The 17,365-nt window shown below is 66.4% G+C and carries 8 protein-coding genes; 2 read left to right on the top strand and 6 right to left on the bottom strand.

What is annotated here, in order from left to right:
• The first annotated feature begins 24 nt into the window (after positions 1-24).
• Positions 25-1,788 carry a gamma-glutamyltransferase family protein gene (locus ASB57_RS06030; protein WP_057651409.1) on the top strand — a complete coding sequence of 588 codons (1,764 nt, stop codon included), beginning with the start codon at positions 25-27 and terminating at the stop codon, positions 1,786-1,788.
• 82 nt (positions 1,789-1,870) lie between these two features.
• Here the strand turns inward: ASB57_RS06030 and ASB57_RS06025 are convergent, their stop codons facing one another.
• Positions 1,871-2,632 carry an SDR family oxidoreductase gene (locus tag ASB57_RS06025; protein WP_057651408.1) on the bottom strand — a complete coding sequence of 254 codons (762 nt, stop codon included), beginning with the start codon at positions 2,630-2,632 and terminating at the stop codon, positions 1,871-1,873.
• Between the two features lie 145 nt (positions 2,633-2,777).
• On the opposite strand from ASB57_RS06025, the gene ASB57_RS06020 reads away from it, so the two are divergent.
• On the top strand, positions 2,778-3,788 hold the full coding sequence (locus tag ASB57_RS06020; RefSeq protein ID WP_057651407.1) for a LysR family transcriptional regulator: 1,011 nt from the start codon (positions 2,778-2,780) through the stop codon (positions 3,786-3,788).
• Between the two features lie 28 nt (positions 3,789-3,816).
• Here the strand turns inward: ASB57_RS06020 and ASB57_RS06015 are convergent, their stop codons facing one another.
• The 5 genes from ASB57_RS06015 to ASB57_RS05995 form a co-directional block, all read right to left on the bottom strand.
• Entirely contained in the window at positions 3,817-5,937 is a 2,121-nt protein-coding gene (locus tag ASB57_RS06015) for an HlyD family efflux transporter periplasmic adaptor subunit (protein WP_057651405.1), read from the bottom strand.
• Between the two features lie 37 nt (positions 5,938-5,974).
• Positions 5,975-7,411 carry an efflux RND transporter periplasmic adaptor subunit gene (locus ASB57_RS06010; protein ID WP_057651404.1) on the bottom strand — a complete coding sequence of 479 codons (1,437 nt, stop codon included), beginning with the start codon at positions 7,409-7,411 and terminating at the stop codon, positions 5,975-5,977.
• Positions 7,412-7,416: 5 nt separating this feature from the next.
• Positions 7,417-8,244, bottom strand: a complete 828-nt coding sequence (locus ASB57_RS06005; RefSeq protein ID WP_231755351.1) for an efflux RND transporter periplasmic adaptor subunit — start codon at positions 8,242-8,244, stop codon at positions 7,417-7,419.
• Positions 8,245-8,270: 26 nt separating this feature from the next.
• Complete coding sequence (locus ASB57_RS06000; RefSeq protein ID WP_057655947.1) at positions 8,271-9,821, bottom strand: TolC family protein; 1,551 nt, start codon at positions 9,819-9,821, stop codon at positions 8,271-8,273.
• Between the two features lie 65 nt (positions 9,822-9,886).
• Positions 9,887-17,263, bottom strand: a complete 7,377-nt coding sequence (locus ASB57_RS05995) for a DUF4347 domain-containing protein (RefSeq protein ID WP_231755350.1) — start codon at positions 17,261-17,263, stop codon at positions 9,887-9,889.
• Between the last annotated feature and the right edge of the window lie 102 nt (positions 17,264-17,365).

Below are 17,365 nucleotides of genomic sequence, written 5' to 3'. Positions count from 1 at the left end.
AGAAATCATTCCGAGGAGCCCCCCATGTCCGCCACGCCCTATGCCCCCGACCTGACCGCCGGCAGCGCACCCACCTCCATGCGGCCGGCGCTGGCCGGCTTGAAACACATGATCTCCGCCGGCCACTACCTGGCTACCCAGGCGGGCATGGACGTACTGCAGGCCGGCGGCAACGCCGTGGATGCCGGCGTGGCCGCGGGCATCGCGCTGGGCGTGGTCCAGAGCGACATCGTCAATTTCGGCGGTGTCGCGCCCATCCTTGTCTATCAAGCCCAGACCGGCAAGGTGTGGAGCATTTCCGGCCTGGGCCCCTGGCCCAAGGCCACCAGCCTGGATACCTTCCTGCAAAAGCATGGCGGCACCATTCCGGCCGGCGTGCTGCGCACCGTCATCCCGGCCGCGCCCGACGCCTGGATCACCGCGCTGGAACGCTTCGGAACCATGAGCTTCGGCGAGGTCGCGGCGGGCGCCATCCGCCTCGCGCGCGAGGGCTTTGTCATGTACCCGCTGATGGCCGAAGTCCTCGCCGAGAATGCCAAAAACTATGCCCGCTGGCCGTCCAGCGCGGCCATCTACCTGCCGGGCGGCAAGCCGCCCGCGGCCGGCGACGTATTCCGCCAGACCGACCTGGCCGCCAGCATCCAGTACATGGCCGACGAAGAGCGCACCCGCCAAGGTGAAGGACGCCTGGCCGGCCTGGCCGCCGCGCGCCGCGCCTTCTATGAAGGCGACATCGCCGCCGCCATCGTCAAATATCACAAGGAGCAAGGCGGCTGGATGACGGCCGAGGACTTGCGCGACTTCTCCGTGGAAGTCGACCCCGCCCTCGCCACGGACTTCCGCGGGACCCGCGTGCACAGCTGCGGCTTCTGGTGCCAGGGCCCCTCGCTGCTGCAGATGCTGAACATCATCGAGCCGCGCGACCTGCACGCATTGGGACACAACACAGCGCCTTATGTGCATCTGCTGACGGAGGCCATCAAGCTGGCTTTTGCGGATCGCGAGGTGCACTACGCCGACCCCCGCCATACCACCGTGCCGCAGCTGGAACTGCTCTCCAAGGCGTATGCCCGCGCGCGCCTGGCGTTGATCGACAACGACCGCGCGGGCCCCGACATGCCGCCCGCGGGACGCCTGCCCGATGCGCGTGACATCGCCATGCGTGAGGCGGGGCCTGACGACATGGCACGCACCGACCCGCGCCTGGATACGTCCTATGTGGCCGTGGTAGACAAGGACGGCAATGCGTTTTCCGCGACGCCCAGCGACGGTTCCTACAACATTCCCGTCATTCCTGGCACGGGCATCTGCGCGTCCGGCCGCGGCAGCCAGTCCTGGGCCGAGGCGGGCCATCCCTGCGTCGTCGGCCCCGGCCGGCGGCCGCGCCTGACACCCAATCCGTCGCTGGCGATCCGCCCCGGCCAGTACGTGATGCCGTTCGGCACGCCGGGGGGCGACGTGCAATGCCAGGCCATGTTGCAGACTTTTCTGAACATGGAGATCTTCGGCATGGACGTGCAGCAGGCCATCGAAGCGCCCCGTTTCGCCACCTTCAGCTTTCCGTCGTCGTTCGAACCGCATAACGCCATGCCCGGGCGTTTGATGATCGAGGACCTGATCAACCGCGAGGTGGGCGACCAGCTGGCCGCCATGGGGCATACCGTCAAGTGGTGGCGCGACCGCAGCTGGCGCGCCGGCGCCATGTGCGCGGTGCGCCATGACCTGACCACCGACATCCGCTGGGGCGGCGCCGACCCGCGCCGGCCCGCTTACGCGGCGGGGTGGTAAGGGCGACGACGGCCGCCGGGCGTGGCCATAGCCATGGCCGATGGCCAACCCCGTGCGTGATGGTCAATGAGGAAGATATTCCTTAAATCATCCCGCCATTCGCGCGGATCACCTGGCCGTTGACCCAGCCTCCTTGCGGGCCGGCCAGGAAGGCCACGACGTTGGCGATGTCGGCGGGGGTACCCAGGCGTTCCAGCGGGTTTGCCTTGGCCAGGCGATCGATCAGCTCCGGCGATTTGCCGTCCAGGAACAGGTCGGTGGCGGTGGGCCCGGGCGCCACGGCGTTCACCGTGATGGACTTGCCACGCAACTCCTTCGACAGGATGCCGGTCAGGGCCTCGACCGCGCCCTTGGTCGCCGTGTAGACACCGTAGTTCTCCAGCTTCAGGCCGACCACGCTGGTCGACAGATTGATGATGCGGCCACCATCGCGGACACGGCGCGCGGCTTCCCGCATGGCGTTGAAGCTGCCCTTCAGATTGATGGCGATCAGGCGATCGAAACTTGCGTCATCGACCTGCGCGACGGGCGACAGGGCCATGATGCCGGCGTTGTTGACGAGAACGTCGATGCCGCCGAAACGCGCTTCGACCGCGTCGAAGAGCTTCAACACCGCGGCGGGATCGGCGACGTCGGCCTGCAGAGCCACTGCCGCCCCGCCCGCGCCTTCGATGCGCGCGGCCAGCGCTTCGGCGTCTTCGCGGCGGCCGGCGTAGTTGATGGCGACCGCGAAACCGTCAGCAGCCAGTTGCTCGACGATGGCCGCGCCGATGCCGCGCGATCCGCCGGTGACCAGGGCCACGGGACGGTTGGTAGAAACCTTGGAGGAATATTGGGTAGTCATGATGTAGGTCCTATTTGGTGAAAAACGGGAGCGGTATTGGTTAATCCAGCGGCTGATATGCCGAGGCGCGACAACCCCACTTTAATTTTTATTCTCTTTCGGATAATCTCCCCAATCTTGCCTTGACTATTCGGAATTTCGAATAATGGACCGTTTCGACGCCATGCGCGTTTTCGCCCGTATCGTGGAGCGCCGCAGCTTCACCCGCGCCGCCGACGACCTTGACCTGCCGCGTGCCACGGTCACGGATGCCATCAAGGCCATGGAAGCCCGGCTGGGCGTGCAGCTGTTGCGGCGGACCACCCGGCAAGTGACGCCGACCCTTGAAGGTGAAGCCTATTACGGCCGCTGCCTGCGCCTGATCGCCGACATGGAGGACGCCGAAAAATCCTTTGCCGGCGCGCCGCCCAAAGGCCCGTTGCGCATCGACGTACACGGCACCATGGCGCGGTATCTGTTGTTCCCGCACCTGCCTGCTTTCCTGGACCGCTATCCGGATATCGAACTGGACGTCAGCGAAGGCGACCGCTACGTCGACCTGGTGCGCGAAGGCGTGGATTGCGCGGTGCGGGTGGGCAAGCTACGGGACAGCGACCTGGTGGCGCACAGGCTGACCCAACTGCCCGAAGCCACTGCCGCATCGCCCGGATACTGCAGGAAATACGGCATCCCGCGAAGCATCGAGGAATTGCGCGGAAATGGAGACGCCGCCGGCGGCGACGCTGACGCGCGCCGTGGCGCGCGTGCTGAATCCCGCGACAAAAATGCGGATGGCTCGGCTGGCCACTACATGGTCGGCTTCAAATCCACATCAACGGGGGCCTTGCTGCCGCTGGAATTCCGTCACGATGGCCAGGTGCGGAGCGTCACCCTGCCCTCCCGCGTCCGTGTCAGCGGCGCCGAATCCTATGTCGGCGCGGCATGTGCGGGTTTCGGCATCGTGCAGTCGCCACGCTACCGATTGGAAGCGCTGTTCGCGGCGGGTCAGTTGATGCCCTTGCTGGACGACTACCCGCCACCTTCGAATCCCGTGTCCATCGTCTACGCCCGCACGCGTCTGCCCTCGCCCCGCCTGCGGGCCTTCATCGAGTGGGCCGATGAGATCTTCCAGGCGCCCGACGCCGTCCCCACCGCCCTGGCCCCGCCGCTAGGTTGATCCGCAGCGGATCGCCCTATCTCCAGGCCTAGAAGCCTGCTTCCCGCTGCACCACCGCGATACCCTCGCGCAGCCAGCGTCCGGCATAGCTTTCCCGGCCGGAGCCCAAGGTCGCCACGCCGTCCAATTCCCGCGCCAGGTTGGCCGTCCCATCGCAGTCTCCGACGCGCACTCGCCACGTCGCCTGCAAGGGCACCAGTTGCTGCGTCTTGCGATCCTGCTCGGCGGGAATGGGGCCACCGTAAACACTGGCCACGGCGGGTTCGTCCAGGTTGCCCAGGTTGACCTTGTCCACCGCCTGCACCTTGCAGTGCAGCGCCGCCGCCTCGGCCAAAGCCGGAATGAAAGTCGCTACATCGCCAGGCCGCACGCGGCGAACGTCGTATTCATCGACGTAGGCATCGCCCTTGATGCCCGCCGGACCAATCACATCGAACAGATGCTCGCCGCGTGGCAACCACGTGCCGGCAGCCCAGGACTCCCCGGGTACGCTCACCCGTCCGGCGAACGGCGCGCGCACCGTCAATTGGGCTATCTGCGCCTGCAAGCCTTCCACCGTCTGGCGCGCCGCGTCCCAACGCTTGCGCAAGGCCACGCCCTGCTGACGCAGGCGGTCGTCAAAGGATTGTTGTTCGACTTTCCAGCGCAAGGCAGTCTCTTCCGCCTGCGCGGCCTTCAATTGGAAGGACAGGTCCGGCGAGACCACCACGGCCACCACTTCACCCGCCGCGACCTGCTGGCCCTCGCGCGCCAACGGCGCATTACCCGCGGCGGCCAGGTAGCCGGGCGCCGCGCTATACAAGCCTTGCGCCTGGCCCGGCCCGAACACGGCCGGCGCTCGTACACCCCCGTGCCAGGGCAGAACCAGGAAGCCGACCACCAACAGCGCCACAAGCAGGGTACGCAAGGTCCGCGCGTTCCACGTCAGGTCGGCGCGCCGCTTCCAGCACACCGCCGCTTCCTGCGCGATCGGCCGGATGATGAACCAGCCGAACTCGACGAGGAACAGCAACAGGCCCAACACCTTGAAGAAGGCGTGATACACGATCAAGGCGATCGAGAAGAACACCGCCAGGCGGTACAGCCAGGTCGCGAAGGAAAACGCGATCAGGAAGCGGCGGCGTTGCGGGCTGAAGGGCTCGGGCTGCGGATCGCCGAAGCCGAACAAGGCCTCGCGCAACCACCAGCGTCCCAGTGCAAACGCCCGCTCGTGCAGGTTCGGCATGTCCAGCCAGTCCGACAGCAGGAAATAACCGTCGAAACGCATGAAGGGACTGGCGTTGATCGCCAGCGTGCCCACCCATGACGTCGTCGCCAGCAGGAACGCACCGGCCTTCAACGGCCCGTCCGGCAGCAGGCTCCAGGCCAGGGTCGCGAAAGCCGCCAACGCGATCTCGGTCAACATGCCGGCCGCCCCGATGCGCAGGCGCCGCGCGCGGCTCGATACTTTCCAGGCCTCGGTGGTGTCGGTGTACAACACCGGCAGCATCACCAGGAACGCCACGCCCATGGTCGGCACCCGGCAGCCATAACGCTGCGCCGTGAACGCGTGGCCGAACTCGTGCAGCACCTTGGCGCAACCCAGGGCGATACCCACCGCGACGATGCCTTGCACGTCCGCATAGCCGTGGAAGGTATGGACGAACTCGTCCCAATGGCGCGACACCAGGAACAGGCCCGTCAACGCGCAGACTCCGACCAGCAGCCAGAACGCCTTGGTATAGGCAAACGCCACCAGTCCCGCCGCGCGGCGCAGGAAATGCATCGGATGCCACAGCGGAATCCGGATCATCAGGTAGTGCTTGAGCAGCCACATGGCGCTGCTGGACTGCGTCGATTGCTTGTATTGCGCCAGACGGTCCGTGTCCATGGCCGACCGCGCCACCAGCAGGTTCTGCTGGCTCAGCATGCGCAACAGGGCCTCCACGTCGGCCGTCGTCACATGCAAGGTCGTCTCGCGATTGATGCCCGCGACGATAGCGTCCGCGTCATCCAGATGCCAGCGTGCCAGGATTTCGAAGGCGGGCCAGCCGATCTGGAAGAAGCGGTTGGCGGCCGGGTCGTGCAGCATCCACGTGGGTGCGCCTTCCGGCGCCGCGGCGGCGGGTGTCAGCGTCAGTTCCTGGCGGAGTTGCGGCAGTCTGGCCATGGCGATACGGAATCCGGGCGCGGCGGCAGGCGCGGGCCTACCAGCCCAGCCACTGGCGGGCCAGGGTCAGGGGCCGGCGCAGCACGTAATAGATCAAGGGCACCCACTCGCCCCGGATACGCGCGCTGCCCATCGCGCCCAAGGGCGGATGCGCCTGCGCATCGCTGTCACTGAAGGTGGCCTTGACGCGATAGGCGAGCACGCCATCCGGCGTCGGCTCAGCCCGATAGGCGACGGACGCGATCGTCGCGTCATAGGACGCCAGCGGCGAACTCTTGGGATACAGCGTGATGGCCTGGCCGGGCTTGACGTCCACATTGTCGGCGACCGGAATGTACGCGGTCAGTTCGACGTGAGCGGGATCGGCCAGCAGCAGGATGCGTTCGCCGACGGACACGGCCTTGCCGGTCCACTCATTGGGATCGCTGAACACCGCCACGCCGGCGCGCGCGGCAGTGACCTGCACGCGCGCCAGCTGGGCCGCCGTGTAGTCGAGCTGGACGGCGCTCTGGTCCAGCTTGCCCTTGCGGTCCGCCATGTCCAGGCGATTGCGGTCGTCGGTCACCGCCAGCTGGGAGGTCTGGCGATATTCCTCCTGCGCGGTGTCATAGTCCTTGCGCGCGGCCGCATAGCGCGATTTCAGGGTCGTCGCGTCCAGGCCCAGCAAGGCCGCGCCATTGGCGACCGGCTGATTGGGCTGCACGTAAAGGCGGTCGATCACCCCGTCCAGCGGCGCGCGCACGACAAAGGGATCCTTGGCCGTGACCTCGGCCGGCGCCAGCACCGTCAGGCGCAAAGGGATCAGGCACAAGACCACCAGCGCGATCAAGGCCCAGCGTTGCTGACGGCCCGGCCGAAATACCTTGCGCGCATGCTCGCCCAGGGACGGACGCGGCCCGAACGCGGCCAAGGCATGGCCCCACACTTGCCCCAGCTCATTCAACAGGACCAGATCACTGGCCGTCCAGGCCGCATCGCGCGCGAAGACAACAGCGCTCAAGGGCTTGCCGTCACGTCCCGGCAGTGGCAGCCACAAGGCATGCGCGGGCCACCAGGCTTCCCACTCCGATGCCACGTGCGGCGCGGCTACACGCAGGTCCGCCGCGGTGAAGACGCGCGCCCGCTCATCCGGCGGCAGGTCGGGACTCGCCAGCGCACCCCGGCCGAGCGCCCGATACAGGCTGTCCAGCCACTGCACATACGGCGCGTTGGCATCGCTCTGCGGCAAACCGGATACGGCGGTGACCTTGCCCGCCGCGGCGCCGCGCCACAGGGCGGCCTGGCGATACGGAATCAGCGACAGTGTCTCGTTGACGATGGTGAAACCCAGGGTCGCCTCGGTCGCCGCCGCCCGCGCCCGCGCGGCCAGTTGCCACAACAGCGCCAGTTGCTGCGCGTCGATGCGCACCTGGGGGGCCGCCTCCGCGCCTTGCGGAGCGGCGCCGGACCTGGATACGTCGGGACCTGTAGACATACCGATCAATGCTGCGCGAACGTCGCCCAGCCGCTCATGCCGGGCAGCAGGTCGGGAACGCTGCCCGATATCTCGGCGGTCACGTCGACCGTCTGGCTGACGGGATCAACCTTGGCGCCGATGCGAGCCACCTGCGCCGGATAGGTCTTGCCTACCTCATCGACCTGCACATTCAACTTGTGGCCGGGCTTGAGCCAGGCCAGCCATTTGGACGGCACGATCATCTTCAGTTCCAGGCGGCTGGTGTCGATGATCGTCAGCACCGGCTTGCCCGGCTCGGCGAACTGCTGCGGCGCGGCCGTGCGCTTGGAGACGCGCCCGTCGAAGGGCGCGGTCACCACGCACTTGCTTACCGTCGCCTGCATATAGGCGACTTCAGCGTTGGCGGCCTTGGCCTTGGCGGCTGCCTGCTGGACTTCCAGCTCGCCCACGGTATGCAGTTGCACCAGGCGCTGGTTGACGCGCAGCAGATCGCCGGCAGCACCGGCTTCGGCCTGCGACTTGCGCAATTGCGCGTTGAACAGCGAGCAGTCCAGCGTCATCAAGGGCTGTCCCGCCTTGAAGGCGTCGCCGTCGCGCAGCGGCAAGGTGGCGATCTTGGCGGCGATCTCGCTGGATATGTCGACCTGGTCGCGCGAGACCAGCTGGATGCGGATACGGCTGTCTTCCGTAGCGGGGGCCGCGGAAGCCGCGTCGGACGCCGCGGTCTGCGCGTGCGCGGCTGTGTTGCCCAGGACCAGGGCCAGGCCCAGGGTCAGCAAGGCCGCCGACACGGCCACGGGCCGGCGTGCGGGCATACGCCCCGCGGCGCCTGCCTTCTGCATCGATTTCATTGCGTCATCACCATTGGGTTATCACCTTAACGGGCGCCAGCACCAGCGCCGGCACCGGCGTCAGTCTTGCCGAGCGCGGCCCAACGTTGCTGCTCGCCGCGCAGCGCCTGTTCCAAGGTATTCAGGTCCTTGGCCTGGACGCTGTCCGGCACCGGGTCCAGACCCAAGGTCGCCAGCACCTGGCCGTAGGCATTTTCCAGCTCGCCATAGCTCTGGTACAGGCGCAGTTCGGACATCATGGCGCCGGTGGCGGCGCGGATCTCGTCCAGCTTGCCCTGCGCGTTGGCCTGCGTGGCGTTATGCGTGTGCTGCAGGATCTGCTGGTCGACGTCGTTCATCTGCTTGAGCAGATCGAACTGGCGCTGCTTGGCGCCCAGTTGCGCGCGGGCCACGTGCACTTGCGTGAGCACCGCCATGCTCAAGGCCAGGCGCTGCGTCTGTGCGACATCCAACTGCGCGGCCGCGGCGCCACGGATATTGTTGACGTTGAGCAGGTTCAACAGGTTCCAGCTGACGCTGACGCCGGCCGAGCGCCAGTTGTTGTAGACCAGGAAGCTGTTGCTGTCGTAGTGCTGGCCGAAGCTCAGTTCGATACCGGGCAGCAGCTTGGCCATGGCCTTGTGCGTCTCGTTGACGCTGATGCGCTCGTTATAGCTGGCCTCGACCAGTTCCGGCCGGCGTTCCAGGGCCGTTTCTTCCATCTGCGCGATGGGCATGTCGAATTGCGGCACCGAGAACTGCGCCGGCGGCGCCAGCTGGTAGTCGCGGCCCGGGTCGACGTTCATCAGGGACGCCAGACGCGGCTTGGCTTGCTCAAGGTTGTCGCGGATATCTTCCAGCTGACGCATCAGGTCCAGCAAGGCATGCTGATAGTTCAGCGTGTCCATGGGCGCGCGCAGGTTCTCGCGTTGCGCCTGGCGCGAATCCGTCAAGGCGGCGCCGGCCTGTTCCAGCAGCGGACCGATGCGGTCGCGCAGGCGCTGGGCGCCCGTGGCCTGCCAATAGGCTTCACGCACCTGCTGCATCAGCAACTGCACGACCTTGCGGCGGCGCTGCTCCAGCACCAGCACGTGATCGGCCTGCTGCTTGGCCTCGAAATAGCTGACGCCGAAGTCCAGCACGTTCCACGAGAAGGACAGGTCGGCCGTACGGTTGGTCTTGTCCGTCGAGTACGAGGGCGCCAGCGACTGTTCGTTGGTGAAGACGTTGGTCGAGGAGGACGCCAGCGGGTGATTGCGGTTGTTGTAGCCAGCGGCGGCGGTCAGCTTGGGCAGCAGGTCGAAGTTGGACAGGTCCAGCTGGCGTTGGGCCAGCGCCTCTTCCATCATCTTCAAGCGATGGTCGAGGTTGTAGCGGATGGCCCGCGCCATTGCCTCTTCCAAGGTGACCGGCCCCGTGATGGCCGGTTGCTGCGCGAACATCGTCGCGCGATCGTTCTGCGCCGTCTGGGCGCGCTCTTCGGCGGTGAAGGGCTTGGGGCTGATCGCGCAGCCGGCCAGCAATACCGTTACGAGGGACAGGGCCAGCAGTGCCGGGCGCGTGGGGTGCAGGGCCGGGCGCGAGGAATGCACCGCCATGGTCGTCGTGTTCACTTGGGCTGCTCTTCTACGAAAGTTGGATGTGGGATAGCGGGAATCAACGTTCAAGCGTGCGGACGATCCGCGGGCACGGGTGCCGCCGCGGCACTGGCCACGGCGACTGGCCGGGCGACGTGCAGCGACGCGTGAGCGCGCGCGAACTGTTCGGAAAGCGAGGGTTTGGCGGACGGCGCCGCGTGAGCATCGGCCGGCGTGGTCGACGCGGACACGCGGCCGAAGACGGCCTCCGCGTGAACGGCATCGATCGGGCCCGCGTCGGTCAGGGCAGCCACTGGATGACCCGGCCGCGCGCCTGCGTCGGCGAAGACGGCAGCCGGATGGCCGGCGCCCGCTCCGGCATCCGCCAGAGCCCGAAGGCCGATTCCGGCATCCACATGGCCCGGGCGGCCGGCGAACTCTATGATCATCGGGCGTCGGCTCTCATGTCCAGCCGCGTCACGCACCACGATCTCGATGGCCAACGCCGTGCTGCCGGCGGGCGCCCTGCCCTCCAGCGTGCCGCGCACTGGGTCGAAACGCACCCAGCCCGGCAGCGGCCGGCCATTGGCCATGAGCACGCTGACGTGCGCATTCGCGGCGGACGGGCCATCCACGGCGCCGACCATCAGCGGCAGCGACACCGAGAACGCTTCGTTGGGGCCGGCATTGACGCGCACCGCCTGATCGGCCTGGTTCAAGGCCAGCTCGCGCACGTCGGGCGCCGGGATAGGCGTGGGGGTGTCCACGGTGGTCCGGCTCAAGGAGCCGTGCGCCTGCGAACCGCCCACGGCGCCGAGGGCATTGATGCCCCCTGCGGCGCCCACATCGCCGATATCGGTCGCCGTGAAAGTGATGGTGGCCGGGGCCGCGATCACGCCGACACGCGGCGCGTCAGCAAGGCTGTCGACCACAATCAAGGGATTGGAAATAACGCCCGTCAGGTCCGTGGGGAAGAACGGTATTGAATCCGGCGCGGACGCCGTGCGCGACGAGGCCGGGCCGACAACGAAAAATCCTTGCCCGGGCGCGGGCGGGGATAAGGCAGGCGGTGGCAACAGGCTGATGATCGCGGGCGGCACGGGGTCGACGAACTGGGTCGGCGGCGGCGGGGTCTCCGGTGTCTGAGGCGTCTCTGGCGTCTGCGGCGTGGCGGTCACATCGACCTGGCGCGTCAACGCCTGGCTGTCCTTGATGCCGTCGTTGACGGTGAAGGCGATGGATCGCGTCGCGCCGGCGGGGATGACCGCGGTATCGGTATAGGTCACCGCCCGCAGCGCGGCCTGCCATTGCGCCAAGGTGGCGCTGGCGCCCGCCGAGGTCAAGGTCAAGGTGCCGGAGGCGGCATCGTAGCTGGCGACGATATTGCCCATGGTCGCGCCATCGTTCACGAAGGCCAGCACATCCTGGCCGGCCTGGAAGCCCGCGCCGATCCGCACCGTGGCCGAGGCCAAGGTCGTATTGTCACGGTCCGACAGGGTGATGCCGCTGTCGACGACGACGGGCACGGAAGGCGCGTTATCGCCCGATACGAAGGACGTGGAACCGCTGTTCGTCGAACCCAGCAGCGGCGTCTGATCGGTATTGGCGACCGTGACGTCGCGCGACAGCGCCACGCTGGTCTTGCTGCCGTCGCTGACCATGAAACTGACCGTACGCGTAGCGGTGTTCAGCGTCGAAGCGGCGTCCACCGTATCCAGGTAAGTGACCGCCCGCAAGGCGGCCTGCCATTGCGCCACCGTGGCGGTAGAGCCGGTCGAGGTCAACGTCAGCGTGCCGGTGGTCGCGTCGAAGCTGGCGCTGATATTGCCCATCGTGGCGCCGTCGTTCGCGAACGCGAGAAGGTCCTCGCCCGGGTGATAGTTGCCGCTGATCTGGACTGTGGCGGAAGCCAGCGTGGCGCTGTCCCGATCGACCAGCGTGATGCCGGCGTCGACGGCGACCGGCGACGACGGCGCATTGTCGCCCGCGGCGAAAGCCGCCGGACCGGTGCTGCCCGTCGACACGACGGGTGTCTGGTCAGTCACGGTGATCGTGATGTCGCGCGTTATCGCGGTGCTCGACTTGGCGCCGTCGTTGACGGTGAAACCGATGGTACGCGTGGCCGTGTCGGGCGTCACCGCCGTGTCCGTGTAGGTCACGGATCGCAACGCGGACTGCCACTGCGCCAACGTGGCGGAGGCGCCCAACGACGTCAACGTCAGCGTGCCGGTAGCGGCATTGTAGGCAGCGGTGATGTTGCCCATCGTGACGCCATCGTTGACGAAGCCAAGGACGTCCTCGCCAGCATGGAAGCCCGCGCCGACCTGCACCGTGGCCGAAGCCAGCGTTGCGTTGTCCAGATCCGACAGGGTGATGCCATTATCGACCGTCACGGGAATGGAGGCGCTGTTGTCGCCCGCGGTGAAGGCCACCGAACCGCTGCTGCCGCTCGTGATGATCGGTGTCTGATCGCTCGCCGTGACCGTGATGTCGCGCGTGTAGGCGGCGCTGGACTTCGCGCCATCGCTGACCACGAACGCGATGGTCCGCGTCGCGGTATCGGGCGTGATCGCCGTATCGGTGTAGGTCACCGACTGCAGCGCGCGTTGCCACTGGAACACTGTCGCCATCGCCCCGGACGACGTCAGCGTCAGCGTGCCTGTGGCGGCGTCGTAGCTGGCGGTGATGTTGCCCATCGTCACGCCATCGTTGACGAAGCTGAGCACGTCCTCGCCGGCATGGAAGCCAGCGCCGATCTGGACCGTGGCGGACGCCAAGGTCACATTATCCAGGTCGGAAACCGAGATGCCGCTGTCGATGACCACCGGCGTGGACACGGTGTTGTCGCCAGCGACGAAGGAGGCGGAACCGGAGCTGGTCGTCCCGATGATGGGGGTCTGGTCCGTATCCTCCACCGTGACGTCGCGCGAGTAGGCAGTGCTGGTCTTGATGCCGTCACTGACGGTCAACGAGATGCTGCGCGTGCTGGTGTCCGGGGTGACCGCCGTGTCGGTATAGGTCACAGCCCGCAAGGCGGCCTGCCACTGTGCCAGCGTAGCGCTGGCGCCGGCCGAGGTCAGTGTCAGGGTGCCGGTGGCCGCGTCGTAGCTTGCACTGATGTTGCCCATCGTCAAGCCGTTGTTGGTGAAGCCGAGCACATCCTCGCCGGCGTGGAAGCCGCTGCCGATCTGCACCGTCGCGGATGACAGCGTGCCGTTGTCCAGGTCGCTGAGCATGATTCCGTTATCGATCACGGCAGGCGTGGAGGCCGTGTTGTCGCCCGCGACGAACGATACCGAGCCCGTGCTACCCGAAGAAATGACCGGCGTCTGATCCGTGTCGGCGACCGTGATCGTGCGTTCGAGGGTGTTGCTGGCTTGCGCGCCGGCCGATAGTGTGATGTCGATCGTTCGCGTCGCGGTGTTGGGCGTCGCCGCGGTATCGGCATACGTGACGGCGCGCAGCGCGGCCTGCCATTGCGCCAGCGTGGCCGTGCCGCTGGACGACGTCAGCACCAGCACGCCCGTCAGCGAGTTGTAGGTGCCGCTGATGTCACCCATCGTCGTGCCGTCATTGGTGAAGCCGAGCGCGTCCTCCCCGCTATGCAGGTTGCCCGTGATCGCGATGACGGCCGTATCCACCACATTGCCAAGCGGGTCGGCAACCGCGATGTTGGGGTCGATGGCCACAGGCGTGCCAGGCGCGTTGTCACCCGCCGCGAACGCCACGCTGCCCGTGCTGGTCGTCGACAGGGCCGGCGCCGAGCTGATGACGTCGAGGTCATACGAGACAGCCGCGCTGGTCTTGACGCCGTCGCTGATCGTGATCGCGATCGAGCGGGTGCCCAGCGGCGCGTTGCTGCCGGTCTGGAACTGGAGGTTGTCGAGCACGCTCTGCCATTGGGCGAGCGTACCGCCCGTGGAGGTAATCGTCAGCGTTCCCGTCGAGGCGTCATAGCTTGGACTGATACCGTTGGTGGGTATCTGGCCCAGTCCCGAGAATTGCAGGACATCACCGGACTGAAAGCCGCTGGTGACCTGCACGGTGATGGTCAGGCTGACCAGGGCCGAGGGGCTGCTGACGTTCAGATCGGTCAGCGCAAGGCCGCCGTCGATGGTGGCCGCGCTGTTACCCGGCAGATAGGATTGCCCACTGGTGGACGCCGTCAGGACCGGCGTCTGATGGGTCGCCTCGACGGTGACGGTCGACGATATGGTCGTGCTGGATTTGATGCCGTCGCTGATATCGAAGGTGATCGTGCGCGTCGCATTGTTCGGCGTGACGGCCGTCGAGGTATAGGTGACGGCGCGCAGGGCGTTCTGCCACTGGGCCAGCGTCGCGCTGTCGCCCGAGGAGGTGAGTGTCAGTTCCCCGTTGCTGTAGCTGGCAACGATATTGCCGTATACGAGCGTACTGGTGTTGGTGAAGCTCAGGACGTCGGTGGAGTTGTAGTTGCCGGTGATGGAGACCGTCGCCGAATGCAGGGGTCCGCCGTCCGCATCCGCCACCGTCACGGTATTGTTGATCACCACCGGCGTCGACGCAGTGTTATCGCCCGCGACGAAGCCCACGGAAGTGCCGCCGCCCCCGATGATGGGGGTCTGGTCCGTGTCCGTCACGGTCACCGTGCGGGTCGCGACAGGGCTGGTCAGCGTGCCGTCGTTGATCTGGAAGGATATCGTGCGCGTGGCGTTTGACGGGACGACCAGATCGCTGGTGAAGGTGATCGAGCGCAGCGCGGCCTGCCATTGCGCCAGCGATGCCCCGCTGGCCGACGTCAGCGTGAGCACGCCAGTGGCTGTAGCGTAGCTACCCGAGATGTCGCCCATCGTCGCCGGGTTGGTCACATAAAGCAGCAGGTCGTGATTGGCCTGAAAGTTGCCCGTGATCTGTACCGTCGCCGACTCGAGCGTAGTACTGCCGCCGTCGCTGACGGTGATTCCGGAATCGACGGCAACCGGCGTCGACGCCGTGTTGTCGCCCGCGACGAAGGACGCCGAACCAGAGTCCGCGGTCACAAGGGGGCCGGCCGTCACGACCATGCTGTGATGCAAGGCGGTACTGGTCTTGGTGCCGTCGGATACGGTGAACGTGATGTCACGCGTGCCGCCGGTTGTGCCTGCTGAAGACGCGAACGTGACTACATCCAAAGCTGCCTGCCACTGGGCCACCGTGGCGGTGCCGCTTCCCGAGAACATCGACAGCACATGCGTAGCCGGATTGTACGAAGCCTGGATGTCGCCGTATAGCGTCGAGTTGTCGTTGGTGAATCCGAGAGAATCGCCGGTCACGAAGCCGCTGGCGATCGTTATCGTTGCCGTCGCCAGCGTGGAATTGTCGGCATCACTGACATGGATGTTGGCGTCCACCGCCGTCGCCGCGTTGCCGGCAAAGTAGCTCGTGCTGATCGCGCCGCCTTCGCTGAGGACTGGCGTCTGGTCCGTGGCAGTGATGGTCACGTTGCGGGTGGCGACGTTGCTGACAAACGTGCCATCGTTGAACGAGAACGACACCGTGCGCGTCGTGGTGCTCAGATCCGGCGACGTCAGGGAGCTGGAGAAGGTGATCGACTCCAGCGCTGCCTGCCATTGCGCGATAGTGGCCGTGCCGGCGCCGGTGCTGAGAGTGAGCGTACCGGTGGTTGTATCGTAGACGCCCGAGATGCCATTCTGGGCAGTGAAGTTCAACACGTCGCCAGACTGGACATTGGTGATCTGGATCGTCGCGGTTTTGGCGGTCGCGCTGCCGCCGTCGAAAAGCGTCAGGCCAGGATCGACTTGGACCGGCGTTCCGCCTGTGCCAGCACCGTTGTCGGCCGACGACCAGGAGGCACTGCCGCTGCTGGTGGTGACGGCCGGCCCCGTGTCCTGGTAGGTCAGGTTGTCCAACGAAGGTTCGAACGCCCCAGCATCATTCTGGTCTATCAGCGAAAAAGAGACGATGTTGTTGAAGGCGGAACCCAGTTGTTGAGACGACACGGCGGCGCCTGGGAACCCGCCAACGGCCGCAGTAGCGAGCTGGATCAGCGCGCTGCTCGTCCCGTTGGCGTAATGCGCCTGGATATAGAGATCGCCGTTGAACGAGCTCAGATCGAAACTTTGCAGATTGAAGGTGTGGCCATTGGCTAGCGAAATGGTCACGTTGCTCACCGCCGACGCGCCATCGGCGTTGATCATCAGCACACCGTCCGTCTGCGAGTCGGTAATGTCAGTGGGTCCGTTCGGAGAATTCTCAAAGTTATAGGCGAAGGTATTCGCGGCCTGGTCCAGCGTGTAGACAACTCCGTCCAAGGTGAACTGGGACGAACCGATCGCCTGGAAATTATTGGCGGCGGCGGTGTCGTAGGTTTCCGTGGTCACGGCCAGCAGCGTGTCGTATTGCGCCTGCGCGGCCGCGGATTCGATCACGGAGGTGTGGACGGTGCCCGACTGGTATTCCAGCGTCCAGTCGCCACCAAGTGAGGCAGCGCCTGTCGCATCGGTGGACGCTGCGACGTTCAAGTGCGTCAGCGACGCGATCTCCTGCACCAGCTGCTGCCCGTCCGCGCTTTGCGCCACGTCGCAACCGTAGATCAGGAAGTCGCCACCGGCATTCATGGCCGCGCCGATGCGGGCCAGTTGGGCGCTCTCGGCGGCCAGGTCGGATGCATTCAGCGTGGTGGAACCCGCGTGTATCGTGCCGTCGCTGCCGTGCGAAATCAGGTGGATGGCATCCGCGCCCGGATGCGCCTGCAGATAGTCCGCCATCTGGGCGAAACCGTCCGAGGAACTGTTCAGGATGACGTACTCGGTGCCCTGCGGCAGGCCGTCGATCAGGGTCTGGATGTTCTCGACGCTGGAGTCGATGAAGACGACGGAGCGGGAGCCTGCTTCGGTGGCCACGGCGTCGGCCACGAGAAGGGTTTTTTCGGCAGCGGTCGCGGTGGTGTCAGTGGTCTTGGTATCGACAACCGTGGTGGTGCTGTCCGTGGTCGTGGTGGACTTGGCAGCGGTATCGCCAGTGGTGACGGTGTCAGTGCTCGTGATGGTGTCGCTGCTGGTAGCGGTGCTGCTGCTCGCGGTCTTGTCGCTGCCCGAGCCGCCCGGTTGCCTGCCATCGATCTTGCCGTCGTTGACCGCGGCGTCGCCGGATTTGCCGGCGGCCGGCTTGTCGTGGCTGCCTTGGCTATCGGCTGCCCGGCTGCCGCCTTGCGAAAGATCATGCTCGGCGACTGGTTTCGGCGCGGCGGGGACGGTAGCGTCGTTGGACGCGGCGGAGCCGGGATGGGCGTCGGCGCCGGCATTGGCCGGACCGGCATGCTGTTGAGCGGCGACGGCGGCGACCGAGGCGTCGTAGACCACCCGCGGCTCCAGCGCCATCATCAAGGGAGAAGGCGCTACGGCAGGAGCCGCTCGCGTCACGGCGCCCTTCTTGCCAACGCCAGAGCGGCCCAGGCGCTTCAAGAATTGCTCAATCGCATTCATTACCGATACTCCCCTACCCCAGCGTTGCGCGGCGGACAGTCTCGCGGGACGGGTGTCAGAGGTAGCAACACCCGGCAGCGCGATTTCCAACAAATGTCGGCC

Source organism: Bordetella sp. N, from assembly GCF_001433395.1.
Lineage (GTDB): Bacteria > Pseudomonadota > Gammaproteobacteria > Burkholderiales > Burkholderiaceae_B > Bordetella_C.
The sequence above is the reverse complement of the archived record's forward strand: the minus strand, read 5'-3'. Positions and strand labels throughout refer to the sequence as shown.

Bases quoted from the DNA above. Each gene is read 5' to 3' on its own strand.
- ASB57_RS06030 (WP_057651409.1), top strand. From the start codon at position 25: ATGTCCGCCACGCCCTATGCCCCCGACCTGACCGCCGGCAGCGCACCC.
- ASB57_RS06025 (WP_057651408.1), bottom strand. From the start codon at position 2,632: ATGACTACCCAATATTCCTCCAAGGTTTCTACCAACCGTCCCGTGGCC.
- ASB57_RS06020 (WP_057651407.1), top strand. From the start codon at position 2,778: ATGGACCGTTTCGACGCCATGCGCGTTTTCGCCCGTATCGTGGAGCGC.
- ASB57_RS06015 (WP_057651405.1), bottom strand. From the start codon at position 5,937: ATGGCCAGACTGCCGCAACTCCGCCAGGAACTGACGCTGACACCCGCC.
- ASB57_RS06010 (WP_057651404.1), bottom strand. From the start codon at position 7,411: ATGTCTACAGGTCCCGACGTATCCAGGTCCGGCGCCGCTCCGCAAGGC.
- ASB57_RS06005 (WP_231755351.1), bottom strand. From the start codon at position 8,244: ATGAAATCGATGCAGAAGGCAGGCGCCGCGGGGCGTATGCCCGCACGC.
- ASB57_RS06000 (WP_057655947.1), bottom strand. From the start codon at position 9,821: ATGGCGGTGCATTCCTCGCGCCCGGCCCTGCACCCCACGCGCCCGGCA.
- ASB57_RS05995 (WP_231755350.1), bottom strand. From the start codon at position 17,263: ATGAATGCGATTGAGCAATTCTTGAAGCGCCTGGGCCGCTCTGGCGTT.